Annotated in this window: 18 protein-coding genes; 4 read left to right on the forward strand and 14 right to left on the reverse strand. The window is 42.5% G+C overall.

Features of this window, described 5'->3' with window-relative positions:
• Positions 1 to 12: 12 nt before the first annotated feature.
• The 3 genes from F885_RS06995 to F885_RS06985 all read right to left on the reverse strand — a co-directional run bounded on the left by F885_RS06995 (position 13) and on the right by F885_RS06985 (position 3198).
• Positions 13 to 555 (reverse strand): DUF2059 domain-containing protein, encoded by a 543-nt coding sequence (locus tag F885_RS06995; protein ID WP_005318095.1) that lies wholly within the window; start codon positions 553 to 555, stop codon positions 13 to 15.
• Between the two features lie 107 nt (positions 556 to 662).
• The gene (locus F885_RS06990) at positions 663 to 2189 is read right to left on the reverse strand and encodes a fumarate hydratase (protein WP_004657827.1); all 1527 of its coding nucleotides are present in this window, start codon (positions 2187 to 2189) and stop codon (positions 663 to 665) included.
• Positions 2190 to 2337: 148 nt separating this feature from the next.
• Positions 2338 to 3198, reverse strand: coding sequence for an AraC family transcriptional regulator (locus F885_RS06985; protein ID WP_005318098.1), 861 nt, complete (start codon positions 3196 to 3198; stop codon positions 2338 to 2340).
• 178 nt (positions 3199 to 3376) lie between these two features.
• Here F885_RS06985 and F885_RS06980 point away from each other — a divergent pair, with 178 nt between their 5' ends.
• Both F885_RS06980 and F885_RS06975 read left to right on the forward strand, forming a co-directional pair.
• On the forward strand, positions 3377 to 4291 hold the full coding sequence (locus tag F885_RS06980; protein WP_005318101.1) for a DMT family transporter: 915 nt from the start codon (positions 3377 to 3379) through the stop codon (positions 4289 to 4291).
• Positions 4292 to 4341: 50 nt separating this feature from the next.
• Complete coding sequence (locus F885_RS06975; protein ID WP_005318104.1) at positions 4342 to 4953, forward strand: class I SAM-dependent DNA methyltransferase; 612 nt, start codon at positions 4342 to 4344, stop codon at positions 4951 to 4953.
• A 51-nt stretch (positions 4954 to 5004) separates the two neighbouring features.
• Here F885_RS06975 and pta read toward each other — a convergent pair whose 3' ends face one another.
• The 3 genes from pta to F885_RS06960 all read right to left on the reverse strand — a co-directional run bounded on the left by pta (position 5005) and on the right by F885_RS06960 (position 9907).
• Positions 5005 to 7140, reverse strand: coding sequence for a phosphate acetyltransferase (pta, locus tag F885_RS06970; RefSeq protein WP_005318107.1), 2136 nt, complete (start codon positions 7138 to 7140; stop codon positions 5005 to 5007).
• A gap of 29 nt (positions 7141 to 7169) precedes the next feature.
• Positions 7170 to 8345, reverse strand: coding sequence for an acetate/propionate family kinase (locus F885_RS06965; protein WP_005318110.1), 1176 nt, complete (start codon positions 8343 to 8345; stop codon positions 7170 to 7172).
• 296 nt (positions 8346 to 8641) lie between these two features.
• Complete coding sequence (locus F885_RS06960) at positions 8642 to 9907, reverse strand: glutamate-5-semialdehyde dehydrogenase (protein ID WP_005318112.1); 1266 nt, start codon at positions 9905 to 9907, stop codon at positions 8642 to 8644.
• Between the two features lie 354 nt (positions 9908 to 10261).
• Here F885_RS06960 and F885_RS06955 point away from each other — a divergent pair, with 354 nt between their 5' ends.
• A complete protein-coding gene (locus F885_RS06955) occupies positions 10262 to 11572 on the forward strand; it encodes an alpha/beta fold hydrolase (protein WP_005201098.1) in 1311 nt (436 codons plus the stop codon).
• Positions 11573 to 11632: 60 nt separating this feature from the next.
• Here the strand turns inward: F885_RS06955 and F885_RS06950 are convergent, their stop codons facing one another.
• Together F885_RS06950 and nagZ are read right to left on the reverse strand one after the other, a co-directional pair.
• Positions 11633 to 12475 carry a class I SAM-dependent methyltransferase gene (locus F885_RS06950; RefSeq protein ID WP_005318115.1) on the reverse strand — a complete coding sequence of 281 codons (843 nt, stop codon included), beginning with the start codon at positions 12473 to 12475 and terminating at the stop codon, positions 11633 to 11635.
• 290 nt (positions 12476 to 12765) lie between these two features.
• The gene (gene nagZ, locus F885_RS06945; RefSeq protein WP_005318118.1) at positions 12766 to 13788 is read right to left on the reverse strand and encodes a beta-N-acetylhexosaminidase; all 1023 of its coding nucleotides are present in this window, start codon (positions 13786 to 13788) and stop codon (positions 12766 to 12768) included.
• A gap of 249 nt (positions 13789 to 14037) precedes the next feature.
• Between nagZ and F885_RS06940 the strand changes: the two genes are divergently transcribed.
• Positions 14038 to 16221, forward strand: coding sequence for a carboxy terminal-processing peptidase (locus F885_RS06940; RefSeq protein WP_005318120.1), 2184 nt, complete (start codon positions 14038 to 14040; stop codon positions 16219 to 16221).
• Between the two features lie 62 nt (positions 16222 to 16283).
• Here F885_RS06940 and F885_RS06935 read toward each other — a convergent pair whose 3' ends face one another.
• The 6 genes from F885_RS06935 to F885_RS21030 form a co-directional block, all read right to left on the reverse strand.
• Positions 16284 to 16733, reverse strand: a complete 450-nt coding sequence (locus F885_RS06935) for a DUF2147 domain-containing protein (protein WP_005318122.1) — start codon at positions 16731 to 16733, stop codon at positions 16284 to 16286.
• 224 nt (positions 16734 to 16957) lie between these two features.
• Positions 16958 to 17401, reverse strand: coding sequence for a DUF2147 domain-containing protein (locus F885_RS06930; RefSeq protein WP_017401947.1), 444 nt, complete (start codon positions 17399 to 17401; stop codon positions 16958 to 16960).
• A gap of 87 nt (positions 17402 to 17488) precedes the next feature.
• Positions 17489 to 18157, reverse strand: coding sequence for an LrgB family protein (locus F885_RS06925; RefSeq protein ID WP_004804255.1), 669 nt, complete (start codon positions 18155 to 18157; stop codon positions 17489 to 17491).
• An 11-nt stretch (positions 18158 to 18168) separates the two neighbouring features.
• Complete coding sequence (locus F885_RS06920; protein ID WP_005201085.1) at positions 18169 to 18531, reverse strand: hypothetical protein; 363 nt, start codon at positions 18529 to 18531, stop codon at positions 18169 to 18171.
• Positions 18532 to 18574: 43 nt separating this feature from the next.
• Entirely contained in the window at positions 18575 to 19918 is a 1344-nt protein-coding gene (gene hflX, locus F885_RS06915; RefSeq protein WP_004804258.1) for a ribosome rescue GTPase HflX, read from the reverse strand.
• A gap of 74 nt (positions 19919 to 19992) precedes the next feature.
• Positions 19993 to 20133, reverse strand: a complete 141-nt coding sequence (locus F885_RS21030) for a hypothetical protein (protein ID WP_004804260.1) — start codon at positions 20131 to 20133, stop codon at positions 19993 to 19995.
• Between the last annotated feature and the right edge of the window lie 27 nt (positions 20134 to 20160).

Below are 20160 nucleotides of genomic sequence, written 5' to 3' on the forward strand. Positions count from 1 at the left end.
TCGCTTGAGCAGTTACTCATCTTGAATTAAAGGTTTGATGATGGTGAGGAACTGCTCTTTTAATTGTGAGCTCTGCTCGGGATCATTTAAGGTTTTTTGGCTTAAGTTATTCATATATTGAAAAATATGAGTACTGATTTGCAATGTTTTTTGATTAATGGATTTACCTTCAGGTGTTTTTAAGAATTTCAAATAGGCTTGTATTTCTTCTTCGCTCAAGGTATCTGCATAAATCTTCTCTATTGCCCGAATAGTTTCGGGACGAGCAAAGACTTTTGAACTGGTATCTTTAAGTAATTGGCTCAGTTCCAATACAGCAAGGTGTTCTTGTGTGGTGGTCAGTTCTTCTTTTCCTAAGACTCTTAATAAAATATTTTCCGCTTCAAGATCGAGTGTCGGTTGCATTTCATCGAGTGAGGTATTTAAAACATTTTCGAGCTCGCTCAGTTTGATTAGTTCTTTGACTGACTTAGTTTGGGCTGGGGATGCAAAGGTATTTTGCACGCCAACGAGAAGGCAAAGTCCAATCACCATGTTGAACATGTATTTATTCATCTATAGACCGCCTTATTGTTCTCGTCTTTTTTATAATTTAGCAGAAGCCATAGGCAAAAAAATAGCCGAATACGATGATTCGGCTATGATTATTGTATGAGTATTATTTATGACGCAGCGGCATCTACCACTGGAATCTTACCGATTTTTGCTTGCCAGATTTTTGGTGCAGTGGCATGGATTGAGGTACCATTCACATCAACTGCAACAGAGACAGGCATATCTTCAACTACGAATTTGTAGATTGCTTCCATACCTAAATCAGCGAAGGCTACGACTTCCGCTTCACGAACTGCTTTAGACACGAGGTAAGCAGCACCACCAACAGCCATCAAATAAGTTGCTTGATTGTCTTTGATCGCTTCAATTGCAGCAGGACCACGATCCGCTTTACCAATCATACCGAATAAGCCAGTTGCTTCTAAAACTTGACGAGTGAACTTATCCATACGGGTTGCTGTTGTTGGGCCTGCAGGACCAACCACTTCATCGCCAACTGGATCGACTGGACCCACGTAGTAAATGAATTTGCCTTTTAGATCGACTGGAAGTTCTTCACCATTATTTAACATGTCGACCATGCGCTTATGTGCAGCATCACGACCTGTATAAATCGTACCGTTCAATAATAATGTATCGCCTGGCTTCCAAGCATTCATTTCTTCTTGAGTAATGGTATCAAGGTTGACACGCTTCGATTGAGACGAATCCCATGTTACAGCAGGGTAGTCTTCAAGTTTTGGTGCTTGAATATGTGCAACACCAGTACCATCTAACTGGAAGTGTGCGTGACGAGTCGCAGCACAGTTTGGAATCATACCGACTGGCTTACCTGCTGCGTGGCATGGGTAATCCTTGATTTTAATATCAAGAACTGTGGTTAAACCACCAAGACCTTGTGCGCCAATACCCAACGCATTCACTTTCTCGAAGATCTCGATACGGAGTTCTTCCATTTTGCTTTGTGGGCCACGACGAAGTAATTCGTCCATGTTGATTTCTTCCATAAGTGCTTCTTTTGCAAGCATCATGGCTTTTTCAGCAGTACCACCGATACCAATACCGAGCATACCCGGTGGACACCAGCCTGCACCCATAGTTGGAACAGTTTTAAGTACCCAATCCACGATTGAATCAGATGGATTGAGCATCGCAAGTTTAGATTTATTTTCTGAACCGCCACCCTTCGCTGCAACGGTAATATCAACTTTATTACCAGGAACGAGTTTGTAGTGAATCACGGCAGGGGTATTGTCTTTGGTATTTTTACGACCAAAAGCTGGATCTGCTAAAACAGAAGCACGGAGTACGTTTGAGTTCTCTAGATAACCTTGGCGTACACCTTCGTTTACAGCATCATCCAAGCTCATGGTTAAATCAAATTTAACGTCTAAGCCAACTTCAAGGAAAACGTTAACAATCCCTGTATCCTGACAGATTGGTCGGTGACCTTCAGCACACATACGTGAGTTGATCAGGATTTGGGCAATAGCATCTTTTGCAGCTTTGTTTTCTTCACGATCGTAAGCACGGCTCATCGCTTGGATGAAGTCTTGTGGGTGATAGTAAGAAATAAACTGCAGGGCATCCTTGATTGATGTAATCAAGTCATCTTGTTTGATGATCGTTGTCATATCAAATTTCTCTTGAGCGGGCGATTAGCTGGCGGGCTAAATTATATGACAAAAAGGAATGAATGTGGGAGTTTTAGCTTAGATTTGGCTAAAGGTCTAAGCTAATCCTTCGATCTAAATTGCATCAACAAAAGATGCGCTGTGGATTTTAGTTTTTTCTCAGTTGGGATGGACTATAGCCAAACTGTTTCTTAAAGCGATGGCTAAAATGGCTGCTGGAGCTAAATCCATATTGCACAGCGATCTCGGTCAAATTTGCTGTGGTCTGCTCAAGTGCTTGATGGGCACGCTCAAGACGGCGTTGCATCACATATTGATGCGGTGGCATCTGCATCGATTGTTTAAACATATGCGCAAAATGATACTCGCTGAGTTGCGCTTGTTGAGCCAGATCAGACAAGGTCAAACTCAAATGGAGATGTTGATCAATCCATTCCAATAACTGCTTAAGCACATAAGGCGAGAGCCCCCCTTTGACTTCAGGTGCTTGCCATCGGGCATGACTATAATTTTTGATCAGATGGTTGAGTAATAGCGTTGTTGCGGTACTCATCTGCAAATGGTTTTCACGCTCTTGCCATGCACCATTGAGTAGAAAGTGCCGATAGATCATCGAAATTTGTGGGTCAGCCACAAAAATTTGTGGATTTAAAATGATCTGACTCGGTTCGCGATCCCAGACTTGTTCGGCCACACGTTGTAAGTGCTGTTCAGTATAGTAAAGATGTACGAAGGTGAGTGGGTCGCGGAGGTCCCAAGTCGACTCGAAATCTTGTGGCATCAGGCACATACGGTCAGGACCACCGCCATTGTGCCAGCCCTGTTGGGTTTTTTGATAGCTTTCATAACCGCCCTGAATATACATGCTCAAGGTGTGGTGATTGCTACAGACGCTGACACGGTCTTGGTTATTTTGCCACATGGCCAACTGCATACCCGAACCCAGTTCTACCGAGTCGAGCAATTGCGCTTTATATTGCTGTAATTGATCTAGAATCTGATATTTCATCTTCTATACGCAGTGCCAAATATGATCCAGTTTAGTGTAGAACTTTCAACCAGTTTTGTCATCTGGTCAAAAAATCTAGAAAAACGCAAATCCATGACAATCACCGCAAGATGGTGCAAGTAATCATGACCGCAAAAGCAGCAAAATAAACCATCATCGTTGAATGTGGTTTTAAGAAATGAATGCGCTGTTATATGCTTTGGTTGTGGTGACTTGGGGAACCACATGGATTGCAATTAGTCTGCAACAACAAAGTGGAATATCAGCCAGTGTTGCAGTGTTCTGGCGTTTTTTTATTTCAGCAATGGTGTTATTTGCTTTTGTTGCTTTGAGCCGTAAGTTACAGAAGCTGGCTGGTAAAGATCATCTGTTTTGTATGTTGCAGGCCTGCTGTATTTTTGGCTTTAACTTTGTCTGTTTTTATTATGCAGTGCAATATATCAGTAGTGGTTTAGAGGCCGTGATTTTCTCCATGGCGGTGATTTTCAATACCATCAATGCCAAACTCTTCTTTGCACAGCAAGTATCAACACGCTTTTATCCTGCGGCATTATTAGGTGTACTGGGGATTATTGCCTTGTTTTGGCATGACGTGGTGGGCACCACTTTAAATCGCAATACATTGATTGGTATTGGGCTCTGTATCCTAGGCACTTATGGTTTCTCTTTGGGCAATATGATCAGTACGCGCCATCAAAAACATGGCTTGGATATTTTTACCACCAATGCCTACGGGATGTTGTATGGCTCATTATTGATGGCTGTGATCTCATGGTTTAAACAGGACAATTTTTTCCCGAGCATGCAATTCAGTGCAATCAGTGCTTTATTGTATCTCGCGATCTTTGGTTCGGTGATTGGTTTCACTGCCTATTTCTATCTGGTCGGACGTATTGGTGCAGGTAAGGCGGCCTATAGTACTTTGTTATTTCCTTTGGTCGCTTTAGTGATTTCGACTGTATGGGAAGGTTATCACTGGCAAATGAATGCGGTGATTGGGGTGATTTTGATCCTATGTGGTAATGCGATTTTCTTTGTAAAAGGGCCGCAAACCAAGAAAATTCAGACATTAAATAAGCCAGAATCTTGTTAAGATTTTGCTCAATGGCTTTAAAAAAGCAATGACTCATAATAGGCAATGACATGGTACAGGAATATCTAGCACAGCATATTATTGAACTCTATCAGAAGCATGCGCGTGAATGGATTGAATTACGAGGAAAGCTTCTGTCTGAGAAGGTCTGGCTTGATCGTTTTCTAACGTTGCTCCCAAGCTCGGCCGGCATTTTGGATTTAGGTTGTGGTTCAGCTCAACCTATTGCTGCCTATTTTATTGCTCAAGGATATCAGGTAACAGGGGTAGATGCTTCGAAATACATGATTGAAATGGCACGGCAGTCTTTCCCTGAACAGGTCTGGGTACAGCAGGATTTTCGGGAGTATCTACCTGAACAAAAGTTTCAGGGGATCATTGCGTGGGATAGTTTCTTCCACTTAACCCAAGATGATCAAAGAAACATGTTTAAATGTTTTGCCGAATATGCACAATCAGGTACAGCTTTAATGTTTAGCAGTGGTCCTGCACAGGGCGAGGCGATTGGTTCGTTATGTGGAGAACCACTTTACCATGCCAGTCTCTCAGCGGAGGAATATCAGACTTTGCTGCAAGACAATGGGTTTAAGCTGATTAAAATGATTGCTGAAGATGTTGAATGTACGGGGCATACGGTCTGGTTGGCTCAATACTGCAATTGAAAAAGCCCTTTCAATGTAAAGGGCTTTTTCAATTTCAATCGAATAGTGGATTTAATCTTGTTGCTTAGCCTGAATCGCGGTTAAGGCAATAGTAAACACAATATCATCCACCAATGCGCCGCGAGACAAGTCATTCACAGGTTTATTTAAACCTTGTAGCATCGGGCCGACACTCACCACATTGGCAGCACGTTGTACCGCTTTATAGGTAGTATTACCTGTATTCAGATCAGGGAAAATAAATACATTGGCACGTCCTGCCACTTGCGAGTCCGGCGCTTTTTGGCGACCGACGCTTTCAACTGAAGCTGCATCGTATTGCAATGGACCATCAATCAATAAATCAGGACGACGCTGCTGTGCGATTTTGGTCGCTTCAGCCACTTTCTCAACATCTGCACCCGTGCCCGAAGTTCCTGTGGAATAACTGATCATGGCGATGCGTGGATCAAGACCAAAGGCTTTGGCTGAATCGGCAGATTGAATCGCAATCTCGGCAAGTTGTTCTGCATTCGGATCTGGATTGATGGCACAATCACCGTAAACATAGACTTCATCAGGCAAAAGCATAAAGAAGATTGATGATACCAGTGAATAGTTCGGTGCAGTTTTAATCAACTGAAATGCAGGGCGTACCGTATTGGCAGTGGTATGAATCGCACCTGACACCAGACCATCAACTTGATCGAGTGCCAACATCATGGTGCCGAGTACTACGGTATCTTGTAGTTGTGCTTTGGCTTGTAGTGCATCGAGTTTACCTTTACGCAGTTCCACCATTGGTTCGATGTATTGATCACGGATGGTATCAGGATCAATGATTTGTAAATCATCAGGTAACTGAATACCGCGTGCTTTAGCCACTTCTGCAACCGATTCAGGTTTTGCCAATAAAATACACTGTGCAATGCCACGGGTTTGACAGATCACAGCTGCTTGTACCGTGCGTGGCTCATCACCCTCAGGTAGGACGATGCGTTTTTTCGCAGCAATGGATTTCTGTACCAACTCGTAACGGAACGCTGAAGGTGACAGGCGAGGATGCAAGTTGTTCTGGGTATGTTGATCCAGCCAATTGCTATCCAAATGACTGGATACGAAACGGGTGACTTGCTCGGCACGCTCAGTATCATCAATTGGAATTTCATTGCCAAAGCGATGCAGCAGTTGTGCCGTTTCTAAGGTATCTAAAGGCGTGTGTAAGATCGGGAGTCCTTGCTTAATCGCACTTTGGCAAAACTCGAGTACATTGCTTGCAGGCGCAGCTTGTTCGGTTAAAACCAGACCCGCCAGCGGTGTACCATTGCTGCTGGCAAGGCTCGCTGCCAAGATAGCATCGGTGCGTTGTGATGCGCTAATAATCAATTCGCCCGCAACAAATTTATGCAATTCTGATTCGATATTGGACGCAATTAAACTGGTATGCAGAATACGACGCTGTTTAGCCTCACCTTGATGCAACCATGTACCATTGATGATCGAAGCGATATCTAAACTACGTGGCACACTGAGGGTATTGCTGAATGGCACCAATCCAATAATCGGAAGTTCATCAGTTCCCATAAAGCGGTTATAGCGTTGTAACTCTAAGGCAAACGCATCGATGTGCTGGTCTAGGCGTAGACTTGGATCAAGTGTGACTGGGATTTCGGCCATGCCCTCAGGCAAGCCTTTGGTTCGCATAAATAACACGCCTGTCGTGCGTGCTGAGGCCGCGCCACCAAATTGACGTAAATGCGCGTCGACTCTTTCTGCTGTTTTACGTGGATCAGCTAAATCTGCGGTGCTGACCAAAACCACTTGCGCATCTAGTGCTTGGGCAAGCGCGGCATTGATTTCACTGACAAAATGATCTTGTCCATTCGGAACCAAACCTTCAACGATAATCACATCATGATCAGCTGAAATTTGACGGTGTAGCGCAACGGCTTCTTCAAGCAATTCATCTGTTTCGCCCAAGGCAATCAGTTGTGTCAGTCGCTCATAGGTGATTGGCTCGGCAGATTTATGCTGAAATAAATGGCGATAGAGTGTCGTGGTACGGTCAACCGTGGTGTCTGCAATTTGAGAATAAGGTTTTAAGAAACCCGCATTAATCCCTTTACAATCCAGCGCGTAGATCATACCTAAGCAGGCTGAAGTTAAGCCAACACCTTCACCTGTGGGAATGAGTAAAATCGTATTCATAGTGACCTTAAATTCTTTTAATAGGTTGATTAAGCTGTTGGTTCAAGTACTTGACGGGTTTCTTTGGCAATACGGCCTTCTTCATCAGTCGGAATCACCCAGATTTGAGGACCTGTACCATCGTCGATACGACCTTCTGTGCCACGAGCCAAGGCATCATTTTTCTCTTTGCTAAATTGAAAACCGAAATGAGCCAGATAGCCTAAAGTCTTTTCACGGACATAAGCCGAGTTTTCACCAATACCACCTGTAAATACTAAACCATCCAGACGTGGTAGACCGCAACTCATTGCCGATAAAGATTTGGCTAAGCGATAACAGAAAACTTCAATGGCAAGGGTTGCACCATCATGACCATTTTCAGAAGCTTCAACCAAGGTGCGCATATCATTGGATAAACCAGATAAGCCCAATAAGCCACTTTCTTTATTTAACATGCTGTCAATTTTTTGGATATCCCAGCCGAGGTTACTGGCAAGGAATAAATGCAAACTCGGATCGACATCACCACTACGGGTTCCCATCACCACGCCTTCAAGTGGCGTCATGCCCATTGACGTATCGACGCTATGACCATTCCATACTGCACAAGTCGAACTACCATTGCCCAAGTGTGCGCTAAGCCAGCCACCTTCATTTTTATGACCTGCCAATTCGCTAGCACGTTCGGTCACATAGGCATGGCTGGTGCCATGAAAACCATAGCGACGTACTTGGTGTGCTGTATATAAAAATTGTGGCAAGGCATAACGGTAGGCGCGTTCGGGCATGGTTTGGTGGAAGGCAGTATCGAATACAGCAACTTGTGGTAATTGTGGGAACAAGCGCATGGTTGCTTCGATCCCAATCAAATGTGCTGGATTGTGTAGAGGGGCGAGAGGGGTCGCGGCTTCAATACGCTCAACCAACTCTGGTGTGAGTAATTCTGCTTTGGTGATGTCGCCGCCGTGAACGACACGGTGTCCAATCGCTTGCGGGTTATAATTAGCTAAACGTGCCAGCAAGGTTTCAAGTGCTTTGGCGTGATCTGCATACGGAATTGAAAGTTCCAGTGGTTCGCCACCCAGTGTGACCCCTTTAATACGGGCGTCGGCTGCCCCTAAATTCTCTGCCAAACCATAAATACGGTCTTCACGGCGTTCCGAGATAAGCGCGTACTTGATTGATGATGAACCACAGTTAATTACTAATACAGATATAGCCACGTTTGAACACCTAACAGATTTTAAATTTTATGATGAACACTTTGATCTTGCTGCAACGCATGAGGCAGTGGAATCAAGCGCAATGTTTTAACATGGGATGTCATCTTGGCGAAGATAGACTTTAGCCTATACAACCCGTTTATAAATCAACCTATTCAGTATAGTTAGGAAATAAGCAGTTGTTTTGATTGATCTGTTGATTTTGTCATTGTTTTTTGTATGTAAATATATAAAAACACGATAAAGATCAAATGAATGGCCTTTATCGTGTTTCTGTGTTCGAATGCTCGATTTTGTTATTGGCGGATTTGACCGTCACCAAAAACGATCCATTTTTGCGAAGTTAAACCTTCTAGGCCAACTGGGCCACGAGCATGGATTTTATCGGTTGAAATACCGATTTCTGCACCTAAACCATATTCAAAACCATCAGCGAAGCGGGTTGAAGTATTGATCATCACCGAACTTGAATCCACACGCGCCAAAAATTCACGGGCTAGACTAAAGTTTTCAGTGATAATCGCATCAGTGTGGTGTGAACCATACTTATTGATATGTTCAATCGCTTCATCCATGCCAGTGACTACTTTAATCGCAAGAATTGGACCGAGATATTCGGTATACCAATCTTCCTCTGTCGCCGTTTTCACTGATACACCTAAAATACGTTGAGTTTCCGCGCAACCGCGCAATTCAACCTGTTTTTCAGCATAAAGTTCGGCAATGCGTGGCAAGAATTCCTCAGCAATCGCTTCATCGACCAATAACGTTTCCATGGCATTACACACACCATAGCGATGCGTTTTGGAATTAAGTGCAATCGGTAAAGCTTTTTGCAAATCCGCTTGTGCTTCAACAAATACATGGCAGTTGCCATCTAGATGTTTAATAACTGGAATACGCGCTTCATTGCTGATTCGTTCGATCAAGCTTTTACCACCACGCGGCACAATCACATCCACGAATTCAGTCATGGTAATCAGGTGACCCACTGCGGCGCGATCAGGGGTATCAATCACTTGAACTGCATGTTCTGGTAAGCCTGAAATTTGTAGGCCATGCTGAATCGCTGTAGCAATGGCTTTATTCGATTCAAGTGCTTCTGATCCACCACGTAAAATAATCGCGTTGCCTGATTTTAAAGCCAATGATGCGGCTTCAAGAGTCACATTGGGTCTTGATTCATAGATCATGCCAATCACGCCTAAAGGCACGCGCATTTTTCCAAGTTGAATCCCTGACGGGCGATAGGCAAGATCAGTAATCTCTCCAATCGGATCAACCAAGGCAATCACATCTTTCAGACCTTGCAGCATACCTTTAAAACGAGCAGGGGTAAGTTCTAAACGATCGAGTAAAGCACTGTCGAGTTGACGTTGGCGGCCACTGTCCATATCGATTTGATTGGCTGCTAAAATTTGTGCTTGATTATTTTCTAAAGCCGTATAAATTGCAGACAAGGCGTGGTTTTTCAAATGGGTCGATGCACTCGTTAAAATACGAGACGCTTGACGCGCTTGAGTACCAACGTGTTGCATGTAGTCTTGAATAGAGTCTTGCATAGCATTTTGATATTTGCATGTATTTATAAAGATAGTAACAGTCAAATGCTGAACAATGAATAGGCTGAACTGACAATTCAAAAAATTATGAAGCGTTAATTGGCACAAAAGTTTTTATTTTAGTGTGATGAAGATATTGAATATAAAGCCAAGATTACATATTTTGCAAAAGATTAGTGCTTTAAACAAGATAAGTGGTTAAGGAAATGATTGCGTATAAAACGTGCATATGTATAGAATGAAAAAGTATAGGATAAATGTAATACAAATTTTATAAATTTGTTAACTTGCAAGTTGAATTCGCTGAAAATGAGATGCTTGCAACAAAAAAATAAACAAGGATGGAGGAAGGACATGAATTCCATTATCCAAATGGACTCGGATATAAATCATACCTACACAGGCTTTGGTTTTTTCGACATTTACAATAAAAACAGTTTTAAACAGCCAGCGCGTACCACGTGGATCGATGGTTGGAAAATTGAATATATGGCAATTGCAGATCCGAAAACGATCTACAACACGCCGATTGTAATTGTCGGGGGCGCATTTCAAAATTTTAACTCTTACAAGTATTGTGTCGAGCAACTCTTTGAGAGTGGTCCCGTTATTCTCATTGATTTACCGTCAATGGGAGCGAATCAACAGATTCGTAATGTTGATACAGGTGAATCTGCTGGAATCCTGGAACTGCCTGAACTGTCTAAAATGCTTGGTCAATGGCTCGATATTGTTGGACTTGAAAAAGTTTCAATGATGGGGATGTCACTTGGATCGGTGGTTGCATCGTCATTTGCACACCAACGCCCCGAATTGATTGACCGTATGGTATTGATGGGAGTGATGCAGAAGACGCGTAAAAGCTGGCGGATGCTGCTAGAAGAATCATTGCATTTAATGCGCGAAGATCGCATGGATGAGTTTGGTCAAGCGGTGATCCTATATTTAGTGAATCATGCCAAGCTTGATAAAACCCGTATGTCTCCAACAGCAAAGCGTTTATTCTTCAGGCAAATGGCAGAATTTAGTGCAACTGAACGTGAGCGTTATGAAATTAACTGCAATCGTTTATTACGTTTAAGCGACGTACCAGTACCACAATGTAAAACTTTAGTGGCTGCTGGGCAGTACGACAGCTTTACTTTGCCACACGAAAATGCTGATTTTGCTTTGCAATGCCAAGATATGCAGTTTGCTTTAATTGCCAATGCAGATCATGTGCCACAATTGCAGCGCCGTAAAGAAACCATGAATTTGTTTACCTCATTTTTGAAAGGGGAATCTATCGAGAATCTGGATGGTATTATCCCGATGACGCGTGAACAAATGCAAAAAATTGAACGTCGGGGCGAGGAACGTATTGCTGTTTTACAACCACAGACTAAATTGACTCACCGTCATTTAGCGACTGAAGTAGCAGTGAACGTTGTCGATATCACCTTCTTTGGCGTTTATTTAAAACTTAATGATCTTGAGCAGCTTGATTTTGTTAGCCAACATCCTCGTGATTTAGCACTACATTTAGCTGATGAAGAAGGTGAGTTTAAAATTGAATGTTTAAACTTTGATGCAACTGAGCAAGGACTGCGCATCTTGTTTAAACATGGCAGTTTTGAGATTGCTGATCGTTTAACGCGTTTTATTGAGCGTCAAAAACAGGCTTAATGAGAACCGAAGATTTGAAAAGGGAAGTGGTCAATGACCATTTCCCTTTTTTTATGCTACCTATTTATTGCTCGCCTGAATCACCCAGACCAAGTCACCTAAGTGTTGCTGTTTGTTTTCTAGATGTGTGTGTTCAAAAAACTGCTTTGGCTGCAGGACTTCAACTTGATTAAAGCCTGCTTCTTGGAAGAAATTTTCGACCTCGGCTGGGTTTTTAAAATGAAAACTAAATGCACTGCGTGACATCCATTTTAGTAAACGGCTGCTGTTCCAGATAATGGTTGCCAGTTTGTTTTGGGTAGGTTCTGGATAGATGTCTGTTAAATAATGCAGCTCTTTAAAGTTTTGACCGTAGTTGGCAATGGCTTGAATGAGTTGCTGTAACATTGGTTTTTCAAAGTAATTGATGAGTCCTTCACTAATAATCACCAAGGGACGTTGCGGATCAAATACCTCAAATGCAGCAGCAAAGGCATCGGTAAATAAGTCGACAGACAGAACTTCATCTATGTTGCTTTCAATTTGTTGTAGTGCAGCTTGTTTGGTGGCTGCCATATCGGGTAAATCCAATTCACGGTAAGTGATATTTGGATAATGTTGTCTAAACCACCAGCCTCGTGGTGATAGGCCACATGCAATTTCTAGTACTTGAAGATTAGGGTGTTGTTCAATTAATTCTTTTAAATGGCTATCCAACATACTATGACGTTGTTTTAGTGTGGTGCGCATACTGCCACCGACATATTTTTCTGCCCAGCTTTCAATTGGATGAACTAAGGCTGCCAGCGTTTTTCCTTTTGCTGTTGCCAGTGCTGGATGTGAGATCCCCATTTGATACCAGATGTAGCCGGTGTAGTGTGCGGTAAATGAAATGTGGCGATGTTTCGAAAGTTGTTGTGTCATCTGTCCTAGACTCTATTTTTCCTAATTGGGATATATAAAATTAATCTCTTTTTTTAAATTGAGATTTTTCCACCAAATCCGATTTTAGGTTTGTTATTTACTATCGTGGGGCGGCATGGATGCCGCCGTTGGGCTGGGGTTACAAGGATGTACCCTCAGCCTAACAAAGGATTTTTGCTTACTTTTCATCCCTGAAAAGTAAGTCGAGCCGAAGGCAAAATCCTTCAATCAGATGATCACTCGGCAAGATTCCATCATGCTAATAAAATAATGCAAAAATCTAAGTAAAGTTAGAACGAATTCTTAAACTCTTCAATGACTTTTCTGACGCTGTGCCAGTTTTCATCGTCTAAAGTCAATGTGGTACCAACCTGAATATTCGGAATTTTACCGCGCATACGCTCTAAACGTTGTTGGTTTGGTAATGCTAGCGTTTGGATTCCATCTAATGCGGTACACGCAGCTGCACGGTCATTACAGACTAAGCCCATATCACAACCCGCATTTAAAGCAGCTTGAATACGTGCGTCCGCACCACCTGCAACACACGCAGCTTGCATACTCAAGTCATCTGAGAAGAGTACGCCATCAAATTTAAGCTGCTGACGTAAGATTTTTTGTAACCAGAATGGTGAGAAGCCTGCTGGATTTGGATCGACTTGATCATAGATCACATGGGCTGGCATGAGCGCATCAAGCTGAGGCATTAACTTGATAAAGCTCTGCATGTCTTTGTCATAGATTTCTTGATACGAGCGGCTGTCAATTGCTGCTGCAACATGTGAATCCGCTTTGACTGAACCATGACCAGGGAAATGTTTGCCCGTCGTTGCCATACCTGCTTTTTTCATACCACGCATAAAGGCATCGGCAAGTGGCACGATATCTTGCATATTTTTGGCAAAACCACGATCACCGATCACATCACTGACATCATTCAGATCCAAAACAGGAGCAAAGCTAAAATCAATCCCGACCGCGAGGACTTCAATCGCCATTAACCAGCCACATTGTTCAGCCAGTTCAATCGCTTGTTGTGGCTGACTCAGGTAATGTTCACCTAGACGTCCCATCGCTGGAAGTAAGGTAAAACCTTGTCTTAAACGTTGTACTCGGCCACCTTCCTGATCAACGGCAATCAAAATCTCTGGACGAATTTGACGCATATGGTCGGTTAAGGCACGGACTTGTTGAGGGGATTCAATATTTCGTGCAAATAAAATCATGCCGCCGACTTGCGGAGCTTGTAATAGTTCAATATCTTCTTGAGTAAGTTCTGTGCCAGCAATATCTAGCATCAACGCGCCGATCATAAGGATTCCGTTAGAATTTTGATGAAAAATTTGGTGAAAAAAACGATAGCTAAATTGTGCAATGATTTGCTACATTTTGTCAGTACAGAATATGATAAAACTACATGATATTGATGATAAGTGCTTGTTGGTTATTTATTTATGATGACCGATGAGTTTTACCTGTAGTGAAGTGATTGAGTGAAATATATTCATCTTAATCACATCTGCATGTAATAATTGCCATATCCAAGGAAGTACCAAAATTTTATGAAACTTCAAATGATAGCGTGTGCAGTTGCAATCGCGACTGGTGGTTTATTTTTCTCTCATACCATAAATGAGGCATTTGCGGCGACTGAGGCACCTGTCGTTTCAACGGTAATCAAGCCATCACAAGAGCAGGCATTGGTTGCACGTCAGTTAGCCACATTGGTAGATCGTCAACATTATTTAAATATGCGCCTAGACGCAGCAACTTCAAACCGTGTTTTGAATATGTATTTGGATAGTCTTGATCCAGATCATTCATTATTTCTAAACGGTGAAGTTGAAGAATATCAAAAGAAATATGGTTCGAATTTTGGTAGTTCGTTAAAAGCGGGTAACTTAACTGGACCTTTCGCGATTCATGCGCAATACCGTGATCGTTTGAAACAGTTTTATGAGTTTATGTTGGCAGAGTTGAAAAAGCCGCAGAACTTAAATCAAAAAGATGTCTATCTCGATACCGATCGTGAAAAAGCACCGTATTTCAAAACAACGGCTGAGCAACAACAACATTGGCAGCAAATGCTAGTGTCGCAGTTGATCAATTTAACCATTAGTAAAGAAGAAGAGCAGGCGAAGCAAAAAGCTTTAAAAGCAGATCCATCGCTGGCGAATGGTCAGGATTTAACGGGACCTGAAGATCTAACCCCAGTGCAAACCTTAACCAAGCGTTATACCCGTCAGTTAGAGCGTATTGGGCGTGTGAAAAGTGATGACGTGTTAGAGAAAACATTGAATGCAATGTTGGCGACTTACGATCCGCACAGTAACTATTACCCACCGATTGATGCGATGGAGTTGAATCGTCAGACCACACTACAATTAGAGGGAATTGGTGTTTCGATCCGTCCTGAACGTGGCAATGAAGACTACACCAAAATTGAGACCATCGTTGAGGGTGGGCCAGCCAGTAAATCAGGTCAGGTGAAATCAGGAGATCGTATCATTGGCGTCGCGCAAGATGGCGAGAAAATGGTGGATGTGATTGGTTGGCCGAGTTCGGAAATCGTCGGGTTAATTCGTGGTAAACGTGGTACCAAAGTTGTGGTGCGTTTATTGGGTGCAGGTGCATCAATGAGCCAAGCCCGTAATGTGACCTTAACCCGCGATATTATTCAAGAAGAAGATGCTGGGGTGCGTTCACGTACGGTTGAAATCACCCGTGATGGTAAAAAACATCTGTTTGGGGTGATTGAAATTCCATCTTTCTATTTTGACTACCGCTCGCGTCGTGCAGGTACTGAATATCGTTCAGTTTCTGAAGATACAGCCAAAGCATTAGATTCACTTAAGGCACAAAAAGTAGAAGGTATCTTGGTTGATTTGCGTAATGACCCAGGTGGTTCTCTCGAAGAAGTTGCGCGTATGCTCGGTCAGGTGATTAAGTCTGGTCCTGTGGTGCAAATCCGTGATGGTAACGGTAATGTCAATGTGTTTGAAGATACCGATGGTGGTGAGCAAATCTATGCAGGCCCAATGGCAGTATTAGTTAACCTAGCATCGGCTTCTGCAAGTGAGATTTACTCTGCGGCGATTCAGGATTATGAGCGCGGGATTATCATTGGTAGTACTACGACAGGTAAAGGGACGGCACAGGTTCAATTAGACTCTTTGGCTTATGGTCAGGCAACATTGACGCAACGTAAGTTCTATCGCATTACGGGTGGTAGTACCCAAAATAAAGGTGTGATCCCAGATATTAAGTTGGTTGATATTTACAATGAGGAGTTTGGTGAGCGTAAAGCGAAAAATGCCTTGAAGTGGGATACCATTCCAACAGCACCATTCAAACGTGAAGGTTCAGTGCAACCGTACGTTGCTAAATTGACTCAATCATCTGAACAACGTGTTGCGGCAGATTCTCAATTTAAATATTTAGAAGCACGTAAAGCAATTGCCAAGAAAACTTCGGATCAAAAGAAAGTGGTGCTCGATATTAATCAGCGCCGTGCCGAGTTGATTGATCTTGAGAAACAAACCTTGAATGCAGAAAATCAACGCCGCACTGCAACAGGTTTAGCACCGTATGCAAACTGGGAAAGTTATCAGGCATCTATTGATGCATTGGTTGAATCTCGTGCCAAAATGAAAGCACATTTGCGTCCACCATTGCCTGAAGAAGAAACCTTCATCAATGAAGCGGCAAATGTCCTGTTAGATTATTCGAAGTTGCAAGGTCGTTAAGCCCTTCATCATTCAATCAATAAAAAGCCCTGTATAACAGGGCTTTTTATTTTTGTATCAACTTAATTGACCCGAATCCAGATTTGGCTACGACCTAGTACAGAGACGCCGATATAGCCACGTAAATGTAAGCGTTGCCCATTGCTACTGAGTTTTGCAGTCAAGCTATAGACACGGCCACTGTTCGGATCCAAGATTTTCCCACCTGTGTAGGTGAGGTCCTTTTTATGTTTTAGCTTGGTAATCGCATTTAAACCTAAAATTGGCTTATTGGTATAAGGTGCAGGGCAGCCCGTACATAATTCTTTGGGGGTATAGCCTGTACGTGGGGTAATTTTGATAATTTTACCCGTATAGGAGCCATCGGCTTCTTGTATGATTTCAACCTGTCCTTTAGGGGCACCTGTTACATCATCAACGCTTTGCCAAATCCCAGCAATGTCTTGAGCAAAAGCAAAATGACTGAGTGTAAATAAGAAGAGAGAAGAGATCAGTTTTGTCGACATGTTCATGTTAAAGCCTCCTTGCTGCCATGGCTGTCCTGCTATTATTTCGGATTTCTAATTCGAGATTCAATCATTATTTTACGGTTGTATATTTTTAATATTTGAAATTTCAATTATTTTTTATGTTGAAATTAAAAAAGCTTCTTCACGATATGAAGAAGCTTTTAGCTAGAACCGAGATCAATTTGATCAGAGAGAAGTGCGTATAATGGCTCTAAATTTTATTGATTTTACTCAGCACGAATCCAGATCTGATTACGACCCAATGCCGATACACCGAGATAACCACGTAAGTGCAAACGCTTACCATTGGCGCTGAGTTTGGCCTTCATACTATAAATTTTGCCTGAATTTGGATCGAGAATACGACCATTGGTATAGTTCAAGCCTTCGCTATATTTCAAACCCGTTACCACGTCTAAACCAATGATTGGCTTATTGGTATAGGGTGCAGGACAATCCACACAGGTTTCTTTAGGTGTATAACCTGTACGTGGCGTAATTTTAACTACTTTGCCTGCATATGTTCCATTCGCTTCTTTACGAATTTCAACCAATGCTTTAGGCGCCCCCGTCTTGTCATCAATACTTTGCCAGAGCCCCGTAATATCCTCTGCAAAAGTAAAACTGCTCACCGCAGATAAAAGTAACGCACTTAATAATTGTTTGCCCATCATTAAAAATCCTTTTAACGTTTAAGCTTACATTATGGCGGATATATGACAACTAGTTCAATCTTTATGTGATATCTGCGGCAAATTTTAAGATAAAGATAGAATAAAGGTCGGGAGCCAAATGGCTGTAAATACACCATTTACTGCCATGCCAAAGGCTGCGTAACGGCCTGTGACAGGACCGCGTTGCCATGCTTGAGCTGTACCAATTGCATGCGCAGCTAAACCTAGAGCCAGACCAGAAGCACGTTCGTCATGGATATGTTTTAAAATCCAAGGGGAGAATGCAGCACCAATCACGCCAGATAAAATCACAATCAGTGTCACCATCATTAATGGTGCATGTAATAGCGTTGCAATGTTTAAGGCGATCGGTGTAGTCACAGCGCGGGTGGCAAAAGCCATAATTGTTGGCTCAGACATGTGTAGTAAATAGGCCAGTCCCATTGGTAGGGCGACCGCACTAATACTGGCAAAGCATAAAATGCCAATCATCGATTTTAGCGGTAGATCATCATAGCGCATCGCGGCTAAGGGAATTGCCAAGGCAACCGTGACATAGCCGAGTAGATGGTTGAAAACACCATTCACGTTATCCATATACTGTTGGTAAGGAATGCCGAAGATTGCCAAGAAAGCAATCACAATAAACATGCCAAACACAATCAGTGGAATTTGTGGAAATTTTTGATTCAGTGGTTTGGCAAGAAGATAACTAATGAAGGTAATCATGAAGCCATAAATAACCATCGACATAGATCAGCTCCTTATAACCAACGCTTCGCCATTTTGGCATAAATCCATAATGGCAATAATGTACTGAAGGTTAAGATAAATAAAAATGCAGGAATTTCTTTACCCATATGTACCAGCATAATTAATGAACCCGCACAAATGGGTAGAAAGGCAAATGCGCTTTCTTTTAAAATTTTGTTGTTGGTATCAATCAGGCGATTGGAGATTTTTCTAAAACGTCTCCAGATTAACAATGTTGCTAATAAACTAATCAGCCCAGCCAGATTGCCCAATTCAGGATGACCAAAAGCTTGCGTGATTGCGACAGCTCCTTCACGATAGACAATGATTAATAAAATCGTGCCAAACCAAGCTGTCCAATCAATATTTTTCATTTTCTTTCTAACTCTCGTTTAGCGGAACGATGGCTGATCGTAATTATAGGGACGGATGATCTATTTCAAATTCTTCCAAAGGGCGTTGAAATAAGGAAGCTTTTTTTCCAAGAATTTCGTCTAATGGTAAATGGGCTTGTTTAATGATTTGTTCCAGTTTATGCGGTGCAATACATACGGATATATGGAGGTCGCCTTGCTCATCATACTGTTCCGATTGAATCACATTCAGGGTATAGAGCTGTGTTCGCAGTTTACCGTAAGCGGGTTTGAGCACTAAGTCAAACTGTTGCAATTGTCCCATCAGACATTGTTGTACAGCTTGACTGAGTAATTCAAGGCCTTGCCCAGCATGGGCTGAAACATAGACACGATCAGGGACGTCAGTTGTTTTATAAATGATTTTGGCGGCATCACCGCTGAGATCAATTTTATTGTAGACATGCAAAATCGGGGCATCGGCACCGATTTCTTTAAGTACTGATTCTACCGCTTCAATCTGTTCAGGCATATTCGGACTGCTGCTATCAATGACGTGTAGCAGCAAGGTCGCTTCTAATGTTTCTTCTAAGGTGGCTTTGAACGATTCCACCAAATCATGTTGCAGGTTACGAACGAATCCAACGGTATCTGCCAGCACGACGGTGCCAATACCGTCCCAGTCTAGGCGACGTAAGGTAGGATCGAGGGTAGCAAATAGTTGATCGGCAGCGTAGACATCGCTTTTGGCTAAAATATTAAATAAAGTCGATTTGCCCGCGTTGGTATATCCCACTAGCGAAATTGTTGGAATAGCAGCTTTTTGGCGTGCGGCACGTCCCTGTAAGCGAGTTTGCTGTACTTTAACCAGTTTGTCTTTGAGTTGAGTAATACGCACTCGAATCAAGCGGCGGTCTGTTTCCAGTTGTGATTCACCAGGGCCACGTAGGCCGATACCACCTTTTTGTTGTTCTAAATTGCCCGTAAAGCCACGAATTAAACGGGTAGATAAATGTTTAAGTTGAGCTAACTCAACCTGTAATTTACCTTCATGGGTACGTGCACGGAGCGCAAAGATATCCAGAATTAAACCAGTACGGTCAATCACGCGACACTTGAGTATTCGTTCTAGATTACGTTCTTGCGCGGGCGAGAGTGAATGGTCAAAAATCACCAATTCCGCTTCGAGAGTCTGGACCAGTTCTGCAATCTCATCCACTTTACCTGAACCGATGAAAAACTTTGGATCAGGTTTATTACGTTGCACAATGAGATGTTCAAGGATTTCAGCACCTGCGGATTGGGCGAGTAATTGAAACTCTTCAGCATCGAGATCATCGAGAAGTTGAACGGATACACTAACTAAAATTGCTCGTTCACCACTTTGACGCTGCTCAAAATTTTCCACGCTGCTCTGAAATCCTTATTTTTAAAATCTTATTCTAGAATAAACTTCAAGCAAAGGGCAAAGACTTAGTGGATTTATATGACATTACGACGTAAAAGTTCAATGAATCCGACTAATGTGCCCATATACAAAATTGACCATCCCAAAAACATTCTTAAGGCATAGCCATAAGGAATAGTGGTTTGTGGCTCAGATGTCGTGCTTTGCTGGTTCATCACATCACCTTTTAATCTGTAAATTCG

The organism is Acinetobacter higginsii (assembly GCF_000369845.1).
Taxonomy (GTDB): domain Bacteria; phylum Pseudomonadota; class Gammaproteobacteria; order Pseudomonadales; family Moraxellaceae; genus Acinetobacter; species Acinetobacter higginsii.